A 22,107-nucleotide genomic window follows, 5' to 3' on the forward strand; every position below is an offset into this window, starting at 1 on the left:
CCTGACACCTTGGAACATGGGACCTCATAGTATAGAAAAAGGGGTGTAAGGCATGCAAAAGTGGTTAATGGCTGTGATTTTGACTTATCTTTCTGTTTTGTTTTTTGGAAGTTTTCTGATGATGGGCATGTTATGGACAGGAACTTTGGAAAAGACGATGCCGTTTATTTCTGATATAGAAATTTTTTTATACTATTTTTTTGCCGGGGCTATCGGGGGTTCATTACGGCATCTTTATATGTTTTGCTCGCATTACATGAAAGGAGAGTTAACCGATTACCGACAGTGGATCATGTACATTTTTTTTCCGATTTTTGCAACGGGGACCGCAGTAGTGGCGGTAACTTTGATTCAAAGCGGGGTGCTTCTTATCGAGTTTACTGATAATCAGAATACCCCATTAGGACAAATTTCCATAGCCTTCTTCGTAGGCTTCGGTTTCAACCGATTTATCAATAAGTTGAATTCCGTATCAAAGGACCTATTTAAAACAAAGACGAAAAGCAATGATGATTCTACGGATAAAAAGGTATAAGTTAGCGGAAAGTGGGTGTTATATACGTCTTAACCTCCTATGCAGATATAGGCAAACCTAATTCTTAGGCAGTTAAGGGCAATATGAATTATAATAATAAATGAAAATGTTGGAAAATATTTGAGAAAGACTGGTTATTTTAATCACTGCATAGGAGGTTTTTAGGATGGAATATGTTAGACTTGGCAGCACTGGTTTGGAGGTTTCCCGCCTTTGCCTTGGCTGTATGAGCTATGGTGTGCCTGAGCGGGGATCTCACCAGTGGGTTTTGAATGAAGAAGAGAGCCGGCCGTTTATTAAGAAGGCACTGGAGAAGGGCATTAATTTTTTTGATACGGCGAATGTGTATTCAGATGGGACCAGCGAAGAAATCGTTGGACGGGCCCTTAAGGAATTTGCCCGCCGTGATGAGATTGTCATCGCCACAAAGGTGTTTAATCGGATGCATCCAGGTCCAAATGGCGCAGGGCTGTCCCGAAAAGCGATTATGAGTGAAATTGATAACAGTTTGCGAAGATTGGGAACCGACTATGTCGACTTATACCAGATTCACCGCTGGGATTACAGCACACCGATTGAAGAGACCATGGAAGCTCTGCATGATGTGGTAAAGGCAGGTAAGGCAAGATACATTGGCGCCTCCTCTATGTATGCCTGGCAATTTTTAAAGGCCTTACATACTGCCGAGGAACATGGCTGGACTCGTTTCGTTTCGATGCAAAATTATTTGAATCTGCTTTACCGTGAAGAAGAAAGGGAAATGCTGCCGCTGTGCAAGGAAGAAAAAATCGGTGTGATTCCATGGAGTCCGATGGCAAGAGGCAGGCTGACCCGCGATTGGAATGAGACGACAGCGCGTTCTGAAACGGATGAATTCGGCAAAACACTCTACACATCAGCAGTAGAAGCCGATCGCCAAGTAGTCGAACGAGTGGCAGAGCTGGCCGAAAAAAGAGGGGTCCCGCGTGCTCAAATCGCACTCGCCTGGGTACTCCAAAAAGAACCGGTCACCGCGCCCATCATTGGAGCAACCAAACTGCACCATCTCGAAGACGCAGCCGCCGCACTAACCATCCAACTAACAGCTGAAGAAATAACCTTCCTAGAAGAGCCATACGTACCACACCCTGTCCTTGGCTTTAAATAACCGAAGCGGGGGTCAGTACTGCAAAGCGTTGAAGCATTAACAGAACGGGGGACAGTCCCCCCAATATGTTAATCCTAAATTTGATGCACAAAAAAAGGTCTGCCGTTGTGATTGGTTCAGACCTTTTTTTGTGCGTTTATTTGTGTTGGGCGGCGAGGAAGACTTTTTGTGCTGCGAGTATTCCTGCTCCGGGTTCAAATGGGCAGGAGAAGTCTTGCAAGCCGGCTTCGATTAAGGAGATGGCTTCTAGGATGTCGGACGGGAAGCAGTAGCCCATGTGCCCAAAACGGAAAATTTTGCCCTGCAGGTGTCCGAGCCCTCCGGCAAAGTCGATGTGATATTTATCCTTTAAATGCTTAATAAAGGTTCCTGCCTCCAATCCTTTTGGAGCAAGAACTGCGGTAATGGTAGGAGAGGCGAACTCATCACTTGTCAGCAGCCCAATCGACAGCGCCTTCATCGCTTCACGAACCATATTTTTCATCAGTTCATGCCGGGCAACAGTTTGGGAGATGCCGCCCTCTTCTTCGATCAAATCACATACGGCGGAAAGGCCCATAATCAATGATATCGCAGGGGTGTTCGGCGTCATTCCTTTTGCTGCCCAATCGCGGTAGCTTAACAAATCTAAGTAATAAGCAGGTTTTTGAATCCCTTCAATCACCTTCCACGCCCGGTCACTGATGCTCAAGAGGGCAAGTCCTGGCGGGAGCATCATGGCTTTCTGGGATCCCGTTACTAGTATATCAATGCCCCAGGCATCCATTTCAGCAGGGGCACCGCCGATACAGCTGACGCCATCGACGATAAATAACGCATCTGTCTCTGTACGTACCACTTCCGCTAACTTGTCAATCGGGTTGAGAATCCCGGTAGAAGTTTCATTGTAAGTTACAAAAACGGCCTTTATATTTGATAACGGTTTGAGGAATTCGCTCAATTCTTCCTCGGTACAAGCCTCTCCCCATGGTTTTTCAAGTTTATGTACATTAAATCCATATTTCTCACAGATGGAGACGAAATAATTGCCAAAAGCCCCCACCGTGATTACTACGACTTCTTCTCCGGGAGAAACCGTATTGACAGCAGCTGCTTCTAAGGCGGCAGTTCCGCCAGATGGCAAAAGCAGGATATCCTGTTTCGTTCCAAAAATCGGTTTCACTCGATTTGTGGTTTCCCGAAATAATTGGACAAACTCATCAGTCCGGTGACTAATCATATCCTGACTCATCGCAAGCTGAACTCTTTTAGGGATAGGGGTCGGTCCTGGATGTCTTAAAATATTTGGATACATACAGATTCCTCCATTATGAAAATATAAAAAAATAAGAAAATTTTCCAATTTCCAGTTAATTATATCAAAATTATCTCCAAAAATCCTTCAATAGTAAAGAATATCGAAGGAGCTGTCTGGTGAAACTTCAAATTCGTTCTCCTGCCAGCCAATCTCTTTTTCTCTTTTAAAATTCTATAAAAATGGGAAGAAAAGAGGTCTATCTATATAAATGTAAGTAAAATCTCAAATAGAATAAGAATCACGATAATCCATTCAACGAACAGCCCGCGGATTGAATGGCTGATCGTCGAAAAACCGTCCATGATGTTATACAAGATCTCTGTTTTGCTCTTCAAGATTTTATATCGGTCATTTAATTCAAAAAACTCGGTCATCCGGTCATAAAATTCATTGGCGTTGCTGCTGGTCCAAGTAATGTCTGGTTTGTCCAAAATCATAATATAGGCAAGCGTGTTATATTCATGACGGACGATTTTGGCGGTTGTCCTTGCTAGTTCTTTGTTGCCAATCCTTAGTTTGCCCTTCTCTAGCCGGTCAATCATCGTTTCGAGCTTGTCATGAATTTTCCCCAGCTGTTCCTCCGTTTTTTCCAAGGCAACCGATTTTGCCAGCACGGTTGATATCAATTCTGGATAAAAATTTTCATATTCAGGTACAACGACAAATTCATCAGCCAGTTCTACATGGTTAGATTCACTAATATGAAGGCTGTAATCATCGGTATACTTGTCTTTATTTTTAAGATCGATGTCCGGTTCGAAGGTTTGCAGGAATTTTAAAATGTTCATCATCTCTTCTGGATGGGATAGATTAATAAAAACTATACTGCCAAACGAAAAAACAAGGACACCTTGGGAATCGTCAATGGAATTAACCAAGATCGATTCCAGAATAGCTCCTTTCAGGATTAAGGGCTGTTCCCAGGTGAATTTTTTGGGTATTCCACAGTGCAGGGCAATCTTGTTTAAATCTATTTCGTTTGTTAGGGCAAATGCTTTAAAAGTAATAGCGTTCATCTTCTCACTCTTTCCAGCCTATTAATAGATTCTATTTTTTAAAAACATGATTTCCAATCGCTAATGTGGTTGTTCTTGAATCAAGCCAGCGGCTGGCGGCTGTATCTGGATTATAGAAATAGAGAGAATCCCCAGACAAATGGCCGTTTCCGATTAATGCTTCAGATACTGCTTCAATCGAATCCCGATCAGCCGGCTTATTGATTTGCCCGTTCTGAACGGGCTGGAATTGCCCCTTTTGATAGATGACACCTCTAATGGTATCAGGGAAGGCAGGGCTTTTCACTCGGTTAAGGACAACATCAGCAACAGCCACTTTTCCTTCGAATGGCTCACCTTGTGCCTCTGCTCGGACCAATCTTGCCAAAAGATCGATTTCATAGCTGGAGTACTCCCTGGATACTAACGGTTTGGCAGCCGTGTCTGCCTTATCGCTCTCAACCGCCATCAAATGATTCGTATGAATAGTTTCACCTGTATATATTATATCAAGATTTTGTACCTGCGGGTTAAGCTTTTCCAATTCTTGTAATGACAGTCCGTTTTCTCTTGCAATTTTGGACATGGTGTCACCGCTTTTTACTGTATAAGCAAACGTTGGTGATGCAAATAAGAGCGAAGCTGCCAGTGTTAGGACTGAAATTAGTTTTTTCATCATTTTTCCTCCTAGTAAATTGATATGATTCTCTTATTAGTTTCTATTACTATGAAAAAGAACAATATTTTAGTATTACAATTCCATGACATAGAATAGGGCCAATTGTTTTTAATAGGATAAAAAGTGGAAATTTCCAAGACCACTACTAGCTGCAAAGGCTCACACTTTACTTGTTTGACAGGAAAAAGTGTGACCTTTTGCTTTGGACCCGGGGTTCCCTAAGTCTTAAGTCCGATAGAAAAATCAAGCTCCAGCGCAATTATCGAAAACCAAAAAACAGGATAAGATGGATTCATGATAAACAAATCAGCTTTGAAGGAGGAAAATATCATGAAAAAATTTGGCTTACTTTTAGCGGGAGGGGCTGCCGCCATCATCTTCTTGGCAACCCTTGTCCCAATGGCAGGCTTGCTAATCAGCCTGGCTGTCCTGTATTTCATCTATAAGCAATTTTTAAAAACGGAATCCACAGGCTGGAAAGTGGCGTTAATCATACTTGGATTAGTTGTCTTGTCAGGGGCCATCAGCCATATCCCAGCGCTGATTGGAGTAGGAGCGGCATATGTGCTTTATCTGGTCTATAAAAATTGGAACACCGGCAGTAAAAAATCAGTGAAAGTGGAAAATGACCCATTTGCCAATTTTGAAAAACAATGGAATGAATTAAACAAATTTTAATAGCAGAGGAGAATAGGAACATGACAAACTTATTTTCAAGGATGAAAGATGTCATTATGGCAGATTTGAATGAGGCTCTGAATCAAAAAGAAAAGCAAGATCCCATTGCTTTGTTGAATCAATATCTCCGTCAGTGCGAGCAGGAAACGAAGAAGGTTGGAAAGCTTGTGGAACGTCAGGCACGTTTGAAAGAGGAGTTCACGAAAGAATATGCGCTGGCAGTTGAATTGGCAGAAAAGAGGCAGCACCAAGCGGAAATTGCCTCGAAAGCGGGAGAGACAGAGCTTTTCGAGTTTGCTTCGAATGAGCAGCAGCTGTTCGCTGAACGTGCCAGCCGCATAAAGGAAGCACTTGGCCAAGCTGCCGAGCAGTTGAGTGACTTAGAAAGAAAGCATGGAGACATGAAGCAAAAGCTTAAGGATATGCAGCTGCGAAGAATGGAATTAATGGGGCGGGAAAATGTGGCACGGGCCAATCTGCGAATCAACCAAATGACTGAATCCCAGGAGTTTACTGACAGCCAGCCTTATTCAAAGTTTAAAGACATTGAAAACTACCTAGACCGCCTTGAACAAAAAATAACGAATTCGTTTCATCAAAGCACTATAGATGAAAGGATTGCAAAAATAGAAAAAGAAATACAAAATAGCGATCAAGATTCGTTGAATTTAACAAAGGAATAATCTGAAACGGGCAGCCATCACAATGGCTGCCTGTGTCCGAATTGATGATATTTTTCCAAAATACAGGGTACACTATTCCCATACATGTGAAATGGGGGAATAGGATGGATGTAAATAAGCTGGAGCAGTTAGGTGAAGAATTAAGGTCAGTTGGGCATAAAAGAAGGCAAATCGTGGAACAAATTGTCCAAGAAGTTAATGAAGGAGATGCAGGAACTTCAAAAGACTTATATATGGAACTGACCAATGTTTCCGATCAAGCCATTGAAATTATTGATCGGCAGAAGCAGCTAATCGAAGATGAAATGCAAAAGATGTAGCATGGTGCCCATGCTGCATTTTTGTTTTTCGATTATGAAAGAGAAATCTGGATCATATAATGATGGATAAAACGGTGAGGCGATCAAAATGGAAATAGGAATCTATACCTTAGCCGATATATTCACTGATCCGAATTCTGGTAAATCATGGCGGGCAGGGGGGCATATACAGAGTCATTCTCATTGTTTGGATATGATAGGACTGACTATGATGAGTTGTTTGAAGAACATTTGGATCTTTTGTTAAGGGTAAATGCAGAGGAAAAAGTCACCTGGAACGGACATTTCTGAGCTTCTTTAAACAATGCGGAGATTTCACCAAGACCTCAGCAAGATTCTATCCCATATGGGTGGGGGTTGGCGGAACATTGGAAAGTGCAGCGCGTGCAGGAAGATATGGTGTAGGCCTAGCCTTGGCGATTCTCGGAGGCAGTCCTGCAAGATTTAAACCCTTGGCCGATGAATACTATCTAGCTGCCAATCAAGCAGGATATGATAAAAAGGAGTTGAAAGTAACAGTAACTGGTCATGCTTTTATTGGAGAAACGACACAGAAGGCAAATGAGGAGTTTTTTCCTTATTATGCAAATTATTGGCGATATGTGAACGGGCAGCGGGGATTGGGCACACAAATTTCCAGGAAGGACTTTGAAATAATGTCTGCGCCAGATACGGCATTATTCGTTGGCAGTCCGCAACAAATGATTGAAAAGATCCTCCAGCAAAATGAGCTATTTGGGCATCAGCGATTTATTGCCCAAATGGATATCGGCGGTCTTCCGTTTGAAAAAATAGCGAAAAATATTGAACGGCTGGCAACGGAAGTCGCACCGGTAATCCGCAGGGAAACGCAAAAATAAGATGGATCTGGAGGGGTTAAACCGATTTGCAACTTTATCCCTTTTAACCGATAAATAACCCTCCAATAAGATACAAAACAACGGCAATGATCCCACCGATTGCAGAAAGCTTCAATTTATAACGGGCATAGTCCACTAAAGGCAAATCAAGGATCGACGCAGTCGTTATGGTTGTGTCACCAAGCGGAGAAGCTAACGCACCGAATGCGCCGCCGGCAAAAACGGCACCAACCGTTAACGGAATTGATGCCCCAGTAGAAACAGCCAATGTTATTCCCAGCGGCATAAACAACCCCCAAGTTCCCCATGACGAGCCAATAAAGTATCCGACAACAGAACCTAGCAGAAAAATCGTGGCTGGGGCCAGAAACGCCGGCAAGAACGTCCCTAATGTGGAACTGATAAAGGCTGAAAAACCAAGGTCCTCTGCAGATAAAGTCAGTGACCAAATGAGAACCAGCAGGCTGACCGCCTCCATCATTTGGTTCCCCCCATCATAAAAATGGTACAAGATCTCGTTTAAGGGCTGACGCCTTGTGATGTAAAAAACAAACGATATAATTAGGGTGATAAATACAGCCAAAAGCATGACGAAGGTAGCATCTGCCATTGAAAAAGCTTCAAATAGGGATTCCGCCCCCTTTGTGGCCCCATCCTTCCACAGCAAGCATAAAGATAATCCAAGCAGCAAAAACACAGGAACAATCAAATGCCATGGCTGTGCATTAACCAAGGACAGCTCTCTTTTTATGCCCATCCGATGGAATTCATGTTCTTCCTCTTCCATTTGTGCCTGAGCTGTTTTCAAGTTTGGGCGCTTCGTGCGCGTCCAGAAGGTTTGAATGAGCCCAATCAACAGCATCACAATGGCAAAGAAATTAAACAAAATACTAAGCAAAAATACTTGATAAGGCGGCATCGCTAAATCGATCCCCCGAGTGCTTGCATCCACTAGCGAAACCATAAATCCGACAAAAGCGGTGGCGGCTGGCAGCAAGACGATGACAGATTCTGTGGAGATATCCATGGTCAGCCCGACCTTTTGCTTCGGCAGGTTCATTCTTCTGGCAAGCGTTTTGACAACCGGTCCAATCATCATGATCCGAAACATCGGCATCATAAACGTAAACGGGAGTGTCAGCCAGATCAGCCCAAGCAGTCCGCGCTCCGTCTTAATTTTTGTGCCAATCCACTCTGAAAATCCTTTGATCCCTCCAGATATGTTCATCATCCCAACTAGTCCGCCAAATAAATAGAGAAAGGCAATGATTTTCATATTGGATTCATTGGACAAGGTGGTAACGATATAGGTGATTGACTGATAAATGCCAGTTATTAAACCTGCTTTAAAAATCAATGCTCCCGCAAGCAGGCCGAAAACAAGCCCAGGCAATATGGTTTTTAACCATATCGACATCGATATTACGATTAAAAATGGTATAAGGGAAAGCCAAGCATGTTCCAAAAATTCTTCCTCCAACATGTATCACTAATAATTGCGTTAATTAGTATAACCATAGAAGGCAAGGGTTTATTTAAACTTATGGAGAAGATGCTGTAAATGATTCATGGAAAAACGGCTTTCATTCTTGGAATCTATAAATAAAAAAAGTAGAATGAAAGTTAACGTGTACAGCAGGTTTTTGTAGAAAGGAATGAGAGTTAGTGAAAAATATATATCTTGACTATAATGCCAGCACTCCTTTGGCTCCTGAAGTAGTCGATGCCATGGAGCCGCTGCTGCATGACTTTTACGGAAATCCGTCAGCCCTGCATTGGTCTGGCAAACCTGTGAAAGAATTGCTGCAAAAGGCAAGGGAACAGGTGGCCGGATTAATTGGCTGCTCCCCCCGGGAAATCATTTTTACCAGCGGCGGCAGTGAAGCTAATAACCTTGCTTTAAAAGGTTTTTATTTTAAAAATCGCCATAAAGGCAGCCATATCATTACCTCGAAAATTGAACATCCTGCCATTTTGAATCCATGCAAGTTCCTTGAACGGCTGGGGGCAAATGTTACATATGTCGGCGTGGACCAGTACGGGAGGGTTTCGCCGGAAGAGCTTGAAAAAGCGATCACCGGCGAAACCATTTTAATCACCATCATGCATTCTAATAATGAGGTAGGGACGTTACAGCCCATTCAGGAGATTGGTGAAATGGCCAAAAAACATGGGGTTGTCTTCCATACGGATGGCTCTCAATCCGCAGGCAAGGTTCCAATTGATGTTCAACAATTAAAAGTTGATTTGCTCACGATTGCCGGCCATAAGCTTTATGCGCCAAAGGGAATCGGTGCCTTGTTTATCCGGGACGGAATTGAATTGGAGCCGCTTATTCATGGAGCGGGGCATGAATTCGGCCTTCGTGCTGGTACGGAAAATACACTGCTTGCAGCAGGGCTTGGGAAGGCATGTGAAATGGCCGGAACCCAGTTGGAAAATTCAAGAATCAAAGATTTACGAGATTATTTCTGGCAGCAATTACTTGAGCATTTCAGCGGACAGGTCGTGCTGAATGGGCATCCAGAGGAACGGCTGCCGAACACTTTAAATGTCAGCTTTGTCAATCGAATCGGGCAAGAACTGTTAGATGCGATACCGAATTTAGCTGCCTCTACGGGTTCTGCCTGTCATGCCGGAAGTATTGAATTATCACCGGTCTTAAAAGAAATGGGAGTCCCCGTGGAAGTTGGGATGGGAGCAATCCGATTCAGCCTAGGCCGTAACACGGCCAGGGATGAGATTGATCAAGTCATCGCAGCTCTTAAAGAACTTCTGTGAATCGACGTTAAGACTGTCTATCATTTCCTGTCACTGCACTATATAGTGCAGTAGTTTTTTTTTTTGAAAGATGTAATATATATTTATAAAAAGTAAAATATATATTACAATGAAAGAAGAGAGTACTAAGGTGTGGGTGAGTGAAGTGAAGGAAATTACAGTGAAGAATAAAGTAAAAATTGCCCGGATTGAAAAAGGAAAACTCACTCAAGGTGACCTTGCGAAACGAGTCGGCGTGACCCGGCAGACAATGAATTTAATTGAAGCCCAAAAATACAATCCTACCATTCGTGTATGTTTACTAATAAGTAAACAATTGGATTGTCCGGTGGATGAACTGTTTTGGATAGAAGAGGAATAAGAAAATGAAAGGTGATGAGCCGATATGCACGTAAATGTTTTTACGATATTCATCAGTATGATCGTGTGCTTGGCCATTGTGGCTTTGCTGTCAGGATCCGCTCAATGGGGGATTTTGGCAGCCCTAGTGGCTGGGGTTGGCAGCTTTAAATGGCTGAGAATTAAAAAGCAGGAAGCTGCGGATGAACTTGAATATGACGAAAGAGTCAATCAAAATATCAAAGCCTATTCGTTTCAAACCTTCTCCATCGCCAATTTGCTTCTCTTGGTGTACCTGTTAATTTCATGGCAAATCCTTAAGGTGCAGACTGTCAATGCAAACTATTTAATCCTATATTTATCGATCACATTTATCGCCGCATTCTATATTGTGCCTTTCATAGCTAGAAAAAAATAACCGAGAGGGTGAAGTACAATGAACCAACAGCCATTCTTCATGATTGGCATCATTTTGTTAGTGTTGGCTTATTTAGTGGGAGTGAAAAAGCAAACTTGGCTATTGTCTGGGTTCAATCAGAGACGGGTCAAAGACCAAGATAAGCTGGCAAAATTGGTAGGGTTTTATAATGGGTTAATGGGTGCTGCGATGCTGATTGCTGCTTTTATCGACCATCCAGATATGCAAATATTATTTCCAATTCTGATTGTTGGCTACGTCATCCTGCTTGGCTATGTCAATATAAAAATGGTGGAGTAACCAAGGCTGCTTTTTTTAATTAATATTTCCAAAATCATACATCTCCGGTTTGAGATAGTTTTAAAAATGTACTATACTTCAAAAGGTACTATTTTTGAGGGAGAACAGGTATGTTTCAAAATGAAGATTTTTTTAATAGAAAGAAAAAAGAATTAGGGGTTTCCTTGAATGAAGTTCAGAAAACGGCTGTTCTCCATACGGAAGGACCTTTATTGCTGCTCGCTTCGCCGGGGTCTGGGAAAACGACGACCACGATTATGAGGATTGGCTACCTGATCGAAGAGAAGGGAATCAATCCAGCCAGAATAAAAGCAGTGACCTTTAGTAAAGCGGCAGCTAACGATATGAAACAACGGTTTAAACGATTTTTTCCCGAATACACCGAACAGTCCGTGGATTTTTCAACCATCCACAGCCTCGCCTTTGCAGTGGTCCGTGAATATTTCTATAAAAATCTAGTGGCCTATCAAATCATTGAAGGCAATAAGGATACACATATACAAAAAAACACTTTAATCAAGCAGCTGTTTAATCGGTTCACAAATGAATGGATGTCAGAGGACCAGCTGGAGGAGCTGACTGTTTATATTAGTTTTATCAAAAACAAAATGGTTCCGCGTGAGGATTGGGAAAAGGTAAATTGTGAGGTCCCGTTCGCCCAGCAAATTTTCCAAGAATACGAAAACTACAAAAAGACCGCTGGCGCCAAGCTTTTGCTGGATTTCGATGATATGCTGACGATTGCAAATGAGGCATTTGAAATGGATGCGGCCCTGCTCCGAAAGTACCAGCAGCGGTATGATTATGTCTTGACTGATGAAAGCCAGGATACATCAATGGTACAGCATGCGATTATTGAAAAATTAGTGAGGCCCCATCAAAATTTGTATGTGGTGGCGGATGACGACCAGTCCATCTACACCTGGAGGGCAGCAGAGCCTCAATATCTGCTCAATTTTAAGCAGGTCTATCCCAATGCCGTGATTTTGATGATGGAGCAAAACTACCGGTCCTCCAAAGAGATAGTCGAGACGGCTAATCAATTTATTAAACAGAATAAGCAGCGCTATGACAAAAATATGTTTACGGAAAATCCGCCGGATCAGCCGATTGTGATTAAACATTTGGATGATTATGAACAGCAGGCTTCCTATTTAGCAGAGAAGATAACGGGACTGGACCGGTTTAAAGATACAGCGGTTCTGTTTCGGAATAATTCATCATCCATTCTGTTAGTGAATGAATTTGAACGTGCCGGCATTCCATTTTATATCAAGGATCATGACAACCGGTTTTTTTCGCACTGGGTGGTAAAAGATATTTTGAACTTTATGCGGCTGAGTTTCAGTGACAAACGGGTCGATATTTTCGAGCAGATTTATCGGAAGCTGCCCATTTTTATTACCAAGGAAAGAATGGCAGAGCTGAAGCAATCAAATCAAAATGTCTCGATATTTGATCAACTTTTAAAAATGATGGACCCGAAACGGTCAGAGCAAATCACCGAATGCAGACTGGCCTTTGTCATGATGCGAGGAAAGCGGCCTTTAGAGGTTATGAAGATTATTCGCGGGGTGTTAGGGTATGATAAGGCACTTGAAAAGATTGCCAAGAATTTAAAGTTTAATAAAGATTATTTGCTGGGCATTCTTCATACTTTAGAGCAGATCGCGAGACCCCTTAGGACGATGGAGGAATTCGCTGCCCGCCTAGACTATCTGCAATCTGTCATTCATACTTCAAAATTTAAGAAAAATGAAGATGTAGTGACCTTATCGACTTTTCATAGCTCAAAGGGTTTGGAATTTAAGAGTGTGTATATGATTGACCTTATTCAAGGTGTCATTCCAACGGATGATGATTTAGAAAATACGGAGCTGCTCGAGGAAGCCGTCCGGCTGTTTTATGTAGGGATGACGCGGGCGGAATCCAGCCTGGAGCTTATTGCCTATAAAAAGCAATTTGGCAAGAGTGTTAGGCCTTCGCAATTTATCCTGGATGTCAAGAACATCATCACCCCCCCAGTCAAAGCATCTAGAAGAGAACCTTTGAAGCGGGATCAAGCAGGGAAACCAATCATTCCCCACAATCCAAATGCCATTAAAAATGCAGAAAACCTAAAACAGGGCATCACAGTCAAACACCGCGTCTTTGGATCAGGAACAATCGCCCAATTAAACCAAGAACATATCGAAATAAAATTTCAACGAGAAACCAAAAAACTATCCATCCAAACATGCATGGACATGGGCCTACTAGAAATCATCAATGAATAATTTGACGTACTAACACGCTGGGGCCAGTCTCTCAGCGCGTTAGTGCTTTAAAGTTGTGGGGGACTGTCCCCATATATTAAGATTAGACTGTCAAATATATATAGATGGAGGCCGTGTGATGTACAGCTTTAAGAATGATTATGCTGAGGGTGCGCATCCTAGAATTTTACATGCGTTAATCGAGTCGAATTTTGAGCAGGAGGATGGTTACGGGGAGGACCGTTATTCCCGGCAGGCGGTTGAGCTTTTGAAGGAGAAGATCGGGCGGCCGGATGTGGATATTCATCTGATTCCTGGCGGGACGCAAACCAATTTGATAGCATTATCCGCTTTCTTAAGACCCCATGAAGCAGCAATTGCGGCGAACAGCGGCCATATTCAGACCCATGAGACAGGGGCAATTGAAGCAACAGGGCATAAAGTGCTGTCAGTTGAAACGACCGATGGAAAACTGACCCCGTCAGCGATCCAGGAAGTGCTGGATGCACATACAGATGAACATATGGTAAAGCCAAAGCTTGTTTACATATCGGATTCCACCGAAATAGGGTCCATTTATAATAGGCATGAACTACAGCTATTAAGCGATTTCTGCCGAAAGAACAACTTGATTTTTTATATGGATGGGGCACGTCTGGGTTCTGCTCTATGTTCTTCGGAAAATGACCTCCGTATATCAGATTTCCCGGAACTCGTTGACGCATTTTACATCGGCGGCACGAAAAATGGAGCACTCATCGGGGAAGCGCTCGTCATTTGCCGTGACTCCCTTAAAGAAGACTTCCGTTTCCATATGAAACAAAAAGGGGCGCTGCTTGCAAAAGGGCGACTTCTTGGCATCCAATTTCTTGAATTATTCCGGGACAATTTATTCTTCGATTTGGCTCAGCATGCCAATAACATGGCAAAGAAGATTAGCGATGAATTAAGCCGGGCCAATATCAAATTTGTAACCCATTCGCCGTCCAACCAAATCTTCCCGATTCTTCCGAACAGCGTAATCGAGCAACTACAAAACAATTATGCTTTTCTAATTTGGGAGAAGGCTGACCAAGACCATTCAGCAATTCGGATTGTCACCTCTTGGGCCACAAAAGAAGAAGCCGTAAATGCTTTCCTCGAGGACATAAAAAAATACTTATAAGATGGACAAGTTTGCACAGCACTAAAGTATTAACGTGCCGGGGGACAGTCCCCCAGCACGGGAAAGTGATAAAGTTGGAGGGGTTAGTTAGTGGAGATTGGTGTAACGACGTTTGTTGAGACGACGCCGGATGTTAGGACGGGTAAGGTGATTAGTCATGCCGAGCGGCTGCGGGAGGTTGTGGAGGAAATTGTGCTTGCCGACCAAGTGGGCTTGGATGTATTTGGAGTAGGGGAGCATCATCGCAAGGATTATGCGGCATCGTCTCCTGCTGTCCTGCTGGCTGCAGCAGCGTCACAAACAAAGCGGATTCGGCTGACGAGTGCGGTGACGGTTCTTTCGTCTGATGACCCGGTACGGGTATTTGAACAATTTGCGATGCTTGACGGCATTTCAAACGGGCGGGCAGAGATTATGGCAGGACGAGGGTCATTTATTGAGTCATTCCCATTGTTTGGCTATGATTTAAAGGACTATGAAGAGCTGTTTGATGAAAAGCTGGATTTGCTATTGAAATTGTGTGAATCAGAGAAAGTCACTTGGAGCGGCGGCAAACATCGGCCAGCCATCCATAATCTTGGCGTTTATCCTCGCCCCGTGCAGGATCGTTTACCTGTGTGGATTGGCAGCGGTGGAACGCCAGAATCTGTCATCCGTGCCGGTCTTCTTGGACTGCCGCTTGTATTAGCGATAATTGGTGGAAGCCCTGTCCGGTTTGCGCCATTGGTTCAGCTCTATAAAAGAGCGGCAGCCCAAGCCGGACATGATGCCAGCAAACTCGCAGTCGCCTCCCATTCCCATGGTTTTGTCGCCGAAGATACAGACACAGCAGCGGATAAATTTTTCCCATCCACTCAACAAGCGATGAACGTGCTTGGAAGGGAGCGGGGCTGGGGCTACTATGACCGTTCCGCATTTGATGCGGCAAGGAGCTTTGATGGTGCTCTTTACGTTGGCGACCCAGAAACAGTGGCCCAGAAAATCATCCACCTTCGAAAAAATGTAGGAGTGACACGGTTTATGCTCCATGTACCTGTTGGCAGCATGCCACACGAAGACGTGATGAGGGCAATTGAACTTCTGGGGAAAGAAGTAGCACCTCGGGTTCGTGAAGAGGTCTCCAAATGGGAAGCATCCCAACAAGAATAGGTAAATATAGTCCTAAGAGCAAAAGCATATGAAAAAAGGCTTCCAATTCAATGGAGGCCTTTTTTATATTAAAAAATTACTAAATTTACCAAATAAAGCAGGAAGATGGAAGAAATAGATAGAATTTAAATGAAAACGCTTGCATATTTTTACATGAAGATTTTCAAAAAGGAGGTCCTAAAAAAATGACAGAAAGCCAGCTTGAGGTTCAACATTTTGATGCAGTGGTTGTAGGAGCAGGGTTCTCAGGTTTATATATGCTCTATAAGCTCCGGGAGCTGGGATACTCGGTACGCGTTTATGAGGCAGCTGAAGATGTTGGCGGCACCTGGTACCATAACCGCTATCCGGGGGCGAGATGTGATATCGAAAGTATTTACTATAATTATACTTTCTCAGAAGAGCTTCTAAATGAATGGACATGGTCACAAAGATTTGCTGAGCAGCCGGAAATATTGGATTATATCAACTTCGTCGCAAATAGGCTGGACTTGCGCCGTGACATCCAATTCAAAACAAGGATTACGGCTGCCCGCTATAATGAGAACTATCATTTCTGGGAAATTGACACAGATACTGGAAATTTGCTGACGGCCAGCTATTTTATTACCGCACTAGGCTGCTTATCGGCATCCAATACCCCAAATATAAAGGGAATGGACTGTTTCAAAGGGGAGATGTACCACACAGGAAAGTGGCCACATGAAGAAGTCAGATTCAAGGGAAAGCGGGTTGGGGTGATTGGAACAGGCTCCAGCGGCATCCAGGCCATCCCCATCATCGCTAAAGAAGCAAGCAGCCTAACCGTTTTTCAGCGGACACCACAGTATAGTACCCCAGCACAAAACCACGCCTATGACCCGGAATATATACGGCAGATTCGGAATAATTACAGCGAAATCAAAAAAGCAATGAGTGAATCGAGGCATGGTGTACCATCGTTCCCACGGGAGGAATTGGCAATAGAAGTTTCACCAGACGTCCGCAAGCAGGCATATGAAAAAGCTTGGCAGGAAGGCGGACTGTTTACCTTACTCTATCAATTTAGTGACTTGGGCTTTGGAGAAAATGCCAATGAAACCGCTCAGGATTTCATCCGATCAAAAATCAGGGAAATTGTTCAGGACCCTGAGGTGGCCGACAAACTGATGCCAAGTTTTTTTTACGGAACAAAACGCCCGATCATTGATACGAATTATTTTGAAACCTATAACCGGGAAAATGTGACCCTAGTAGATATAAAAAACACCCCAATTATGGAGATCACACCAACTGGGCTGAAAACTGAGGAAACAGAATTTGAACTGGATATGATCGTCTTTGCAACCGGCTTTGATGCCATCACAGGACCGTTTTTCAAAATGGATATCCGCGGTAAAGGCGGGGTCCCGCTTAAGGAAAAGTGGGCTGGAGGTGCCAATCTGAAAACCTATCTAGGCTTGGCGACAGCGGGATTCCCAAATATGTTTATGATTACCGGTCCGCAAAGCCCATCCGTTTTAAGCAATATGATCGTTTCGATTGAGCAGCATGTCGAATGGATTGCCGACTTTCTCGAATACCTCAGGAAAAATAATCATGATGAATTCGATGTGGCACCTCCTGCTGAAGAGGCATGGAGCGAGCAATGCAGAGAGATTACCGAAATGACACTGTTACCTAAGACTGATTCCTGGTATATGGGAGCCAATATTGAAGGCAAGCCCCGCGGATTTCTCGCTTTTGCCGGAGGAGTGGGGCTTTACCGGCAGATTTGTAATGATGTTGCAGCCAAAGGCTATGAAGGGTTTATAACATTGCCTGCTTCAAGGGCAATGAATTTATAAAAGCTTATTGAACCTAACAAAATGGGAGGAAATAAAAATGGCAAATCTTGATCCACAAGCGAAGTTTTTATTGGAACAATTAGAGGCAGCCGGCGGTCCTGCAATGGAAACCTTATTGCCTGAACAAGCGAGGCAAGCGATCGATTTGGGCACCTTGGCAGGAGAACCGGAGGAGGTAGCTAAAGTAGAAAACAGAACCATCCCAGGGCCGGCAGGCGAAATACCTGTCCGAATTTACACTCCTGCTGGTGAAGGGCCGTTTCCGGTATTGGTTTACTGCCATGGCGGCGGCTGGGTGATTGGCAATCTCGACACGATGGATGGGCCGTGCCGGATGCTGGCCAATAAAGCAGGATGTGTGGTGATTTCGGTTGACTACCGTCTGGCACCAGAGCATAAATTCCCTGCAGCGGCCGAGGACGCATATGCTGCGGTCAAGTGGGTTGCCGAGAACGCGTCCGCCATCCAAGGAGATGCAAACCGTATTGCCATTGGCGGTGACAGCGCCGGCGGAAATCTTACGGCAGTGACGGCATTGATGGCCAGAGAAAAGGGAGGACCGTCTTTAGCCTGCCAACTGCTCATTTACCCAGTGACCAATCATTCTTATGAAACAGAATCCTATCAGGAGAATGCTGAGGGTTACTTTTTGACAAAGAACATGATGATTTGGTTCTGGAACCATTATCTGCGAAATGAGCAGGACGGCTTGAACCCGTATGCCTCTCCTTTAAAAGCTGGGGACCTGAGCGGACTGCCGCCAGCCCTCGTGATAACGGCCGGCTTTGACCCGCTGCGTGATGAAGGTGAAGCCTATGGGGACCTTCTAAAAGAGGCCGGAGTTCCGGTGGAAGCAACAAGGTACGACGGAATGATTCACGGGTTTTTCGGGATGCCAGGCATCTTGGATGACAGCAAAAAAGCGATTGACCAAGCGGCGAATGCCTTGAAGAGAGCATTCTACGCCTTCGAAACGAAATAAACTATTGTGAAGGACTGGCGTGAGAAGCTGTTTTAAAAACAGTTTCCACGTCAGTCTTTTTTTGGCTCGTTCGTGCAAACTACCACTAAATGAAACTTTTTATCAGATAATCCGTATTTTTTATCAAAGAAACATAGAGGGTGGGCAAGGAATGGAATCGAAAGCGGAACTGATGCATGAGCTGGCTATAATTGAGAAGTGGGAAAAAGACCAAGGAAATTTGTGGATTTGGGAACGGCTGGGACGGCTGCCATTTAAACTTCTAGATAAGATCACGCCTCAATTTATCCACAACAAAGTTGGATCATTGCTTGAGGAAATAGGCTCATATATACAAACGGGCGGCAGTTATTTGATCAAAAAACAAACGATTTTTAGCATGATTGAGAAAGAAACGGGGCATCCAATTGGCGATATGACTGATATCCAAGAGATTTCCTTATCCACTATGGACAAGTTAAGCAGGGAGCTGGCGGACAAGCGGAAGAAAGCTGCCGCCATCCAAGGGGCCAGCACTGGGATTGGCGGTTTTTTTACCTTGGCGATTGATATACCCGCCATCATGGCGATATCATTAAAAACATTGCAGGAAATGGCCATCATTCATGGCTATGATCCAACCGAAAAAAGTGAGAGGGTATTTATCATTAAATGCTTGCAATTTTCTTCATCGGATATTGTAGGCAAACAGGCGATTCTGAATGAGCTTTCCAGTTTTTATGACCATGGAAGCCAGTCTAGTGAAATGGTGTCCCAGCTCCAGGGCTGGCGTGAGGTGGTATTTACATATCGAGATCAGTTTGGCTGGAAGAAGCTTTTTCAAATGGTGCCCATCGCCGGAATGCTTTTCGGCGCCTTCACCAATCGATCCATGATCAATGACCTGGCAGAAACAGGCAGGATGCTTTATCGTAAAAGAAGGGTGCTTGAAAGACTGGAGCAGGCAAAAGAAAATAAAGGACAACAATAGGCGCCATGAAGGACAAGTTCTTATTTAATTGATAGGATTTTGTCTTTCTGGATCTAACGGATAAAAGGTCCGGATACTTTTGCCATCAGGACTTCTATAGAGTTCAAGTCTAAACGGGATCTGATTGATGATCAGATTCTCTGGAACATCTTTATGCTGAAAGGCCCGGACAGTTCCTAATGCCAAAAGTCCTTCTGCACTGATTCCGACCAAAAAGGCACAGTGATTTTTGCTGATTTTAAAAAAATGATTCTTTTGATAATCGAAAGCGTACAACCGATAACCGAGTGTCACCACATACGGCGCTCCTTTTTGTTCCCCAAAGTAATCACATTTTAATTCAACATGATCCTGATGATGGCGGTTTAATGGTGCAGCATCCTCGAGCCAATATTTATACCAAAAATGGTGCCCTTCAAGTCTCCGATTTCGTTGTTCCCCAATAAAAACATGCTCAAAGCCGGATAAATCCTTTCCGGTTTCTTCATCATACTGCCGAAACCATAGGTTATGTAAATGAGTATACCATTGCACTTCAGTGAAGCGTTTTTTTGTTTTTTCCTCAATGAATTTTTTGGCTGTCTCAACTGGGGGAGAATCAATAGCCATGTTTAAGAATTCTTTCACTTCCTTGGTTTCGGCACTGGTGTTTTTTTCCCTGCTATAATGATTTAATGTATAGTTATCAAAGAGTTTTTCAACTAATTTATAACTGTGTTTTTTTCGATCTGGAATAACGACTTCTTTAAAAACATGGTGCTCAGGGCTGCAGGCTCCTAAGTCAACGACAACGTATCCTTCAGCTGAATCTCCGCTATCCGGGGCTAGGACGGGCTGAAGTCCGCTGCCATTCCTATCTGCCTCCCAAATGGCTTGATAGATATCCATCAAAACACCTCCAAAACAGCGAAAAATGACCAAGTAGGTACAGTCTGGATAATTGAGCTGAATTATATACGTTAAACCAATAATTGGCTATCTATAGAGGCACCGATTTATTGGCTTATAAATAATATGGGGTAAAAAAGTTGAGGATGGATACAAATGCCCATTACTTTACCGCTTAAGATTAAAACGTTGACGATTGACGGCGGTCCGAAAAGAACGGTTTCCTATCCACAGGTTAGCGGCGTTTTGGACCAACAGCTGGAACGCTTCATCAATCGGACGATTGTCCAACAGACCCAAGAGCTGATTAATCAACAAACAGGAATGATGCCGACCACTGTCGAGGAGATGCTGGGCACCTATGAAATAAAAAACAACCAGCGCCAGGTACTGAGTTTATCCCTTTCAAATTACACGTATCACTCTCATGCAGCCCACGGTATGACATATATTAAATCCATGACTTTCGACTTGCAAAAGGGGAAGCTTTGTAACTTGAAGGATCTGTTTAAGAGGGATAGTCCGTATGTGCAAAAACTTTCAACGATTATTAGGGAGCAAATCAAACAGCGCAATATTTTTCTGCTGCAAGACTTCACAAGCATAAAGCCCGATCAAGACTTTTATATTGCTGACAAAGCCCTAGTGGCCTATTTTCAGCTGTACGAAATCACGCCTTACGCATTTGGCTTCCCAATGTTTCCTATCTCCGTTTATGACCTGCAGGACATAATCGATGAACACGGACCGCTGGGCCGAATGGCTGTGAACGATTAAAGGACTGAAAAAAGGACTCTGGCCCGTTTTTATCTTAAGATTTTAGAAAAAAAGCTTGCAGATAAGGCAATGTGCCGAATGCTGCAAGCTTTTCGCCGTTATGTAGTAGTGAAATATATGTTTAGATGCTTAAGTGTACATAGATTAGAGCAATCCAAGCCGCTCTAATCCATAATAAACCCCGTCTTCTTCAGCAGAGAGGGTGACCATATTGGCGGCCTGTTTCACTTCATCACGGGCAGAACCCATGGCAACGCCCATGCCTGCCATTGATAGCATTTCTATGTCATTTAGGCCATCGCCAAAGGCAACTGTCTCGTCTGGAGCAATGCCGATTGCTTCCAATAGCTTGGTCAGGCCAACAGCTTTATTAGACCTGGATTGGTTCACATCACAAGTCTTAGCTTCAATCGTTGTCCATCTCCTGAAATCTAATTCGGGGATTTGAAGATGATAGGATTTTTCTTCATCGGTATCACAGTGAAGGAACAATTGATAAATATCCTGGTCCATCCAGTAACCTTGAGGGGTTAAGTCCGGCATCCACGTATTGTGCCGATAAGCTTGTACCACAAAAGGATGGCTTAAATCGGTAGCTGTAAAGCTATTGCCGCTTAAAAAAGTCAGCGGGTGGTTATACTCCTGTGACAGTAGCAGCAACTTTTCTAATAAATTCTTTTCAATAGCATTCCGGTAGATTTCCTTGCCTTCGTGAACGGCATAGGCCCCATTAAAGAACACCATGGAATCAACCCCAGTCTCCTGAACAATCGACTCCGAAAAATAAGGAGCCCTCCCGGTAGCAATAACCACCTTCATATCTTTATCTCTTAACCTCTCAATAGCCTGCTTCGTCGCAGCACTAACCGCCTTCCCATGCGGATAAATCGTCCCGTCAATATCTAAGATGACTGCTTTATAACTCATAAAACACACTCCTAAAGGCAAAAACTTTTGCTGTATACTAGTATAACACAATTGGGGACAGTCCCCCAGGAAAGTAACGCATTAAAGCAGCGGGGGACAGTCCCCTAGGAAAGTAACGCATTAAAGCAGCGGGGGA

General features: G+C 43.7%; 23 protein-coding genes. 17 read left to right on the top strand and 6 right to left on the bottom strand.

Features of this window, described 5'->3' with window-relative positions; all coding sequences use genetic code 11:
• Positions 1 to 52 precede the first annotated feature (52 nt).
• The gene (locus NFS43_RS14915) at positions 53 to 535 is read left to right on the top strand and encodes a hypothetical protein (protein ID WP_251552508.1); all 483 of its coding nucleotides are present in this window, start codon (positions 53 to 55) and stop codon (positions 533 to 535) included.
• Positions 536 to 701: 166 nt separating this feature from the next.
• Positions 702 to 1,682, top strand: a complete 981-nt coding sequence (locus NFS43_RS14920) for an aldo/keto reductase (RefSeq protein ID WP_251552509.1) — start codon at positions 702 to 704, stop codon at positions 1,680 to 1,682.
• 136 nt (positions 1,683 to 1,818) lie between these two features.
• Here the strand turns inward: NFS43_RS14920 and NFS43_RS14925 are convergent, their stop codons facing one another.
• The 3 genes from NFS43_RS14925 to NFS43_RS14935 form a co-directional block, all read right to left on the bottom strand.
• On the bottom strand, positions 1,819 to 2,976 hold the full coding sequence (locus tag NFS43_RS14925; protein ID WP_251552510.1) for a pyridoxal-phosphate-dependent aminotransferase family protein: 1,158 nt from the start codon (positions 2,974 to 2,976) through the stop codon (positions 1,819 to 1,821).
• A gap of 203 nt (positions 2,977 to 3,179) precedes the next feature.
• Positions 3,180 to 3,995 carry an RMD1 family protein gene (locus NFS43_RS14930; protein WP_251552511.1) on the bottom strand — a complete coding sequence of 272 codons (816 nt, stop codon included), beginning with the start codon at positions 3,993 to 3,995 and terminating at the stop codon, positions 3,180 to 3,182.
• A gap of 31 nt (positions 3,996 to 4,026) precedes the next feature.
• Positions 4,027 to 4,650, bottom strand: coding sequence for a cell wall hydrolase (locus NFS43_RS14935; protein ID WP_251552512.1), 624 nt, complete (start codon positions 4,648 to 4,650; stop codon positions 4,027 to 4,029).
• Between the two features lie 333 nt (positions 4,651 to 4,983).
• Between NFS43_RS14935 and NFS43_RS14940 the strand changes: the two genes are divergently transcribed.
• The 4 genes from NFS43_RS14940 (at position 4,984) to NFS43_RS14955 (ending at position 7,194) form a co-directional block, all read left to right on the top strand.
• The gene (locus tag NFS43_RS14940; RefSeq protein ID WP_251552513.1) at positions 4,984 to 5,331 is read left to right on the top strand and encodes a lmo0954 family membrane protein; all 348 of its coding nucleotides are present in this window, start codon (positions 4,984 to 4,986) and stop codon (positions 5,329 to 5,331) included.
• 20 nt (positions 5,332 to 5,351) lie between these two features.
• Complete coding sequence (locus NFS43_RS14945) at positions 5,352 to 6,014, top strand: PspA/IM30 family protein (protein WP_251552514.1); 663 nt, start codon at positions 5,352 to 5,354, stop codon at positions 6,012 to 6,014.
• Positions 6,015 to 6,118: 104 nt separating this feature from the next.
• Positions 6,119 to 6,334, top strand: a complete 216-nt coding sequence (locus tag NFS43_RS14950; protein ID WP_251552515.1) for a hypothetical protein — start codon at positions 6,119 to 6,121, stop codon at positions 6,332 to 6,334.
• A gap of 368 nt (positions 6,335 to 6,702) precedes the next feature.
• Positions 6,703 to 7,194 (top strand): LLM class flavin-dependent oxidoreductase, encoded by a 492-nt coding sequence (locus NFS43_RS14955; RefSeq protein ID WP_251552517.1) that lies wholly within the window; start codon positions 6,703 to 6,705, stop codon positions 7,192 to 7,194.
• 43 nt (positions 7,195 to 7,237) lie between these two features.
• On the opposite strand, the gene NFS43_RS14960 is transcribed toward NFS43_RS14955, so the two are convergent.
• On the bottom strand, positions 7,238 to 8,659 hold the full coding sequence (locus NFS43_RS14960) for a Na+/H+ antiporter NhaC family protein (RefSeq protein ID WP_251552518.1): 1,422 nt from the start codon (positions 8,657 to 8,659) through the stop codon (positions 7,238 to 7,240).
• A gap of 200 nt (positions 8,660 to 8,859) precedes the next feature.
• On the opposite strand from NFS43_RS14960, the gene NFS43_RS14965 reads away from it, so the two are divergent.
• The 10 genes from NFS43_RS14965 to NFS43_RS15010 all read left to right on the top strand — a co-directional run bounded on the left by NFS43_RS14965 (position 8,860) and on the right by NFS43_RS15010 (position 19,379).
• A complete protein-coding gene (locus NFS43_RS14965; RefSeq protein WP_251552519.1) occupies positions 8,860 to 9,975 on the top strand; it encodes a cysteine desulfurase family protein in 1,116 nt (371 codons plus the stop codon).
• Positions 9,976 to 10,084: 109 nt separating this feature from the next.
• Positions 10,085 to 10,336 carry a helix-turn-helix transcriptional regulator gene (locus NFS43_RS14970; RefSeq protein WP_251552520.1) on the top strand — a complete coding sequence of 84 codons (252 nt, stop codon included), beginning with the start codon at positions 10,085 to 10,087 and terminating at the stop codon, positions 10,334 to 10,336.
• 24 nt (positions 10,337 to 10,360) lie between these two features.
• Entirely contained in the window at positions 10,361 to 10,732 is a 372-nt protein-coding gene (locus NFS43_RS14975) for a hypothetical protein (RefSeq protein ID WP_251552521.1), read from the top strand.
• A gap of 18 nt (positions 10,733 to 10,750) precedes the next feature.
• The gene (locus tag NFS43_RS14980) at positions 10,751 to 11,032 is read left to right on the top strand and encodes a DUF3784 domain-containing protein (protein ID WP_251552522.1); all 282 of its coding nucleotides are present in this window, start codon (positions 10,751 to 10,753) and stop codon (positions 11,030 to 11,032) included.
• 110 nt (positions 11,033 to 11,142) lie between these two features.
• Complete coding sequence (locus tag NFS43_RS14985) at positions 11,143 to 13,308, top strand: ATP-dependent helicase (RefSeq protein WP_251552523.1); 2,166 nt, start codon at positions 11,143 to 11,145, stop codon at positions 13,306 to 13,308.
• A 118-nt stretch (positions 13,309 to 13,426) separates the two neighbouring features.
• Positions 13,427 to 14,452 carry a threonine aldolase family protein gene (locus NFS43_RS14990; RefSeq protein ID WP_251552524.1) on the top strand — a complete coding sequence of 342 codons (1,026 nt, stop codon included), beginning with the start codon at positions 13,427 to 13,429 and terminating at the stop codon, positions 14,450 to 14,452.
• Positions 14,453 to 14,542: 90 nt separating this feature from the next.
• On the top strand, positions 14,543 to 15,601 hold the full coding sequence (locus NFS43_RS14995) for an LLM class flavin-dependent oxidoreductase (RefSeq protein ID WP_251552526.1): 1,059 nt from the start codon (positions 14,543 to 14,545) through the stop codon (positions 15,599 to 15,601).
• Positions 15,602 to 15,786: 185 nt separating this feature from the next.
• Positions 15,787 to 17,427, top strand: a complete 1,641-nt coding sequence (locus NFS43_RS15000) for a flavin-containing monooxygenase (protein WP_251552527.1) — start codon at positions 15,787 to 15,789, stop codon at positions 17,425 to 17,427.
• A gap of 37 nt (positions 17,428 to 17,464) precedes the next feature.
• Positions 17,465 to 18,409, top strand: coding sequence for an alpha/beta hydrolase (locus NFS43_RS15005; protein WP_251552528.1), 945 nt, complete (start codon positions 17,465 to 17,467; stop codon positions 18,407 to 18,409).
• 151 nt (positions 18,410 to 18,560) lie between these two features.
• The gene (locus tag NFS43_RS15010; RefSeq protein WP_251552530.1) at positions 18,561 to 19,379 is read left to right on the top strand and encodes an EcsC family protein; all 819 of its coding nucleotides are present in this window, start codon (positions 18,561 to 18,563) and stop codon (positions 19,377 to 19,379) included.
• Between the two features lie 24 nt (positions 19,380 to 19,403).
• Here the strand turns inward: NFS43_RS15010 and NFS43_RS15015 are convergent, their stop codons facing one another.
• Complete coding sequence (locus NFS43_RS15015; protein WP_251552531.1) at positions 19,404 to 20,267, bottom strand: hypothetical protein; 864 nt, start codon at positions 20,265 to 20,267, stop codon at positions 19,404 to 19,406.
• Positions 20,268 to 20,423: 156 nt separating this feature from the next.
• Here NFS43_RS15015 and NFS43_RS15020 point away from each other — a divergent pair, with 156 nt between their 5' ends.
• Positions 20,424 to 21,044: a DUF3298 and DUF4163 domain-containing protein gene (locus NFS43_RS15020; RefSeq protein WP_251552532.1), complete on the top strand. Its 621-nt coding sequence runs from the start codon at positions 20,424 to 20,426 to the stop codon at positions 21,042 to 21,044.
• Between the two features lie 144 nt (positions 21,045 to 21,188).
• Here NFS43_RS15020 and NFS43_RS15025 read toward each other — a convergent pair whose 3' ends face one another.
• The gene (locus tag NFS43_RS15025; protein WP_251552534.1) at positions 21,189 to 21,971 is read right to left on the bottom strand and encodes a Cof-type HAD-IIB family hydrolase; all 783 of its coding nucleotides are present in this window, start codon (positions 21,969 to 21,971) and stop codon (positions 21,189 to 21,191) included.
• Between the last annotated feature and the right edge of the window lie 136 nt (positions 21,972 to 22,107).

Source organism: Neobacillus muris (assembly GCF_943193175.1).
GTDB classification, from domain to species: Bacteria; Bacillota; Bacilli; order Bacillales; family Cytobacillaceae; genus Neobacillus; species Neobacillus muris.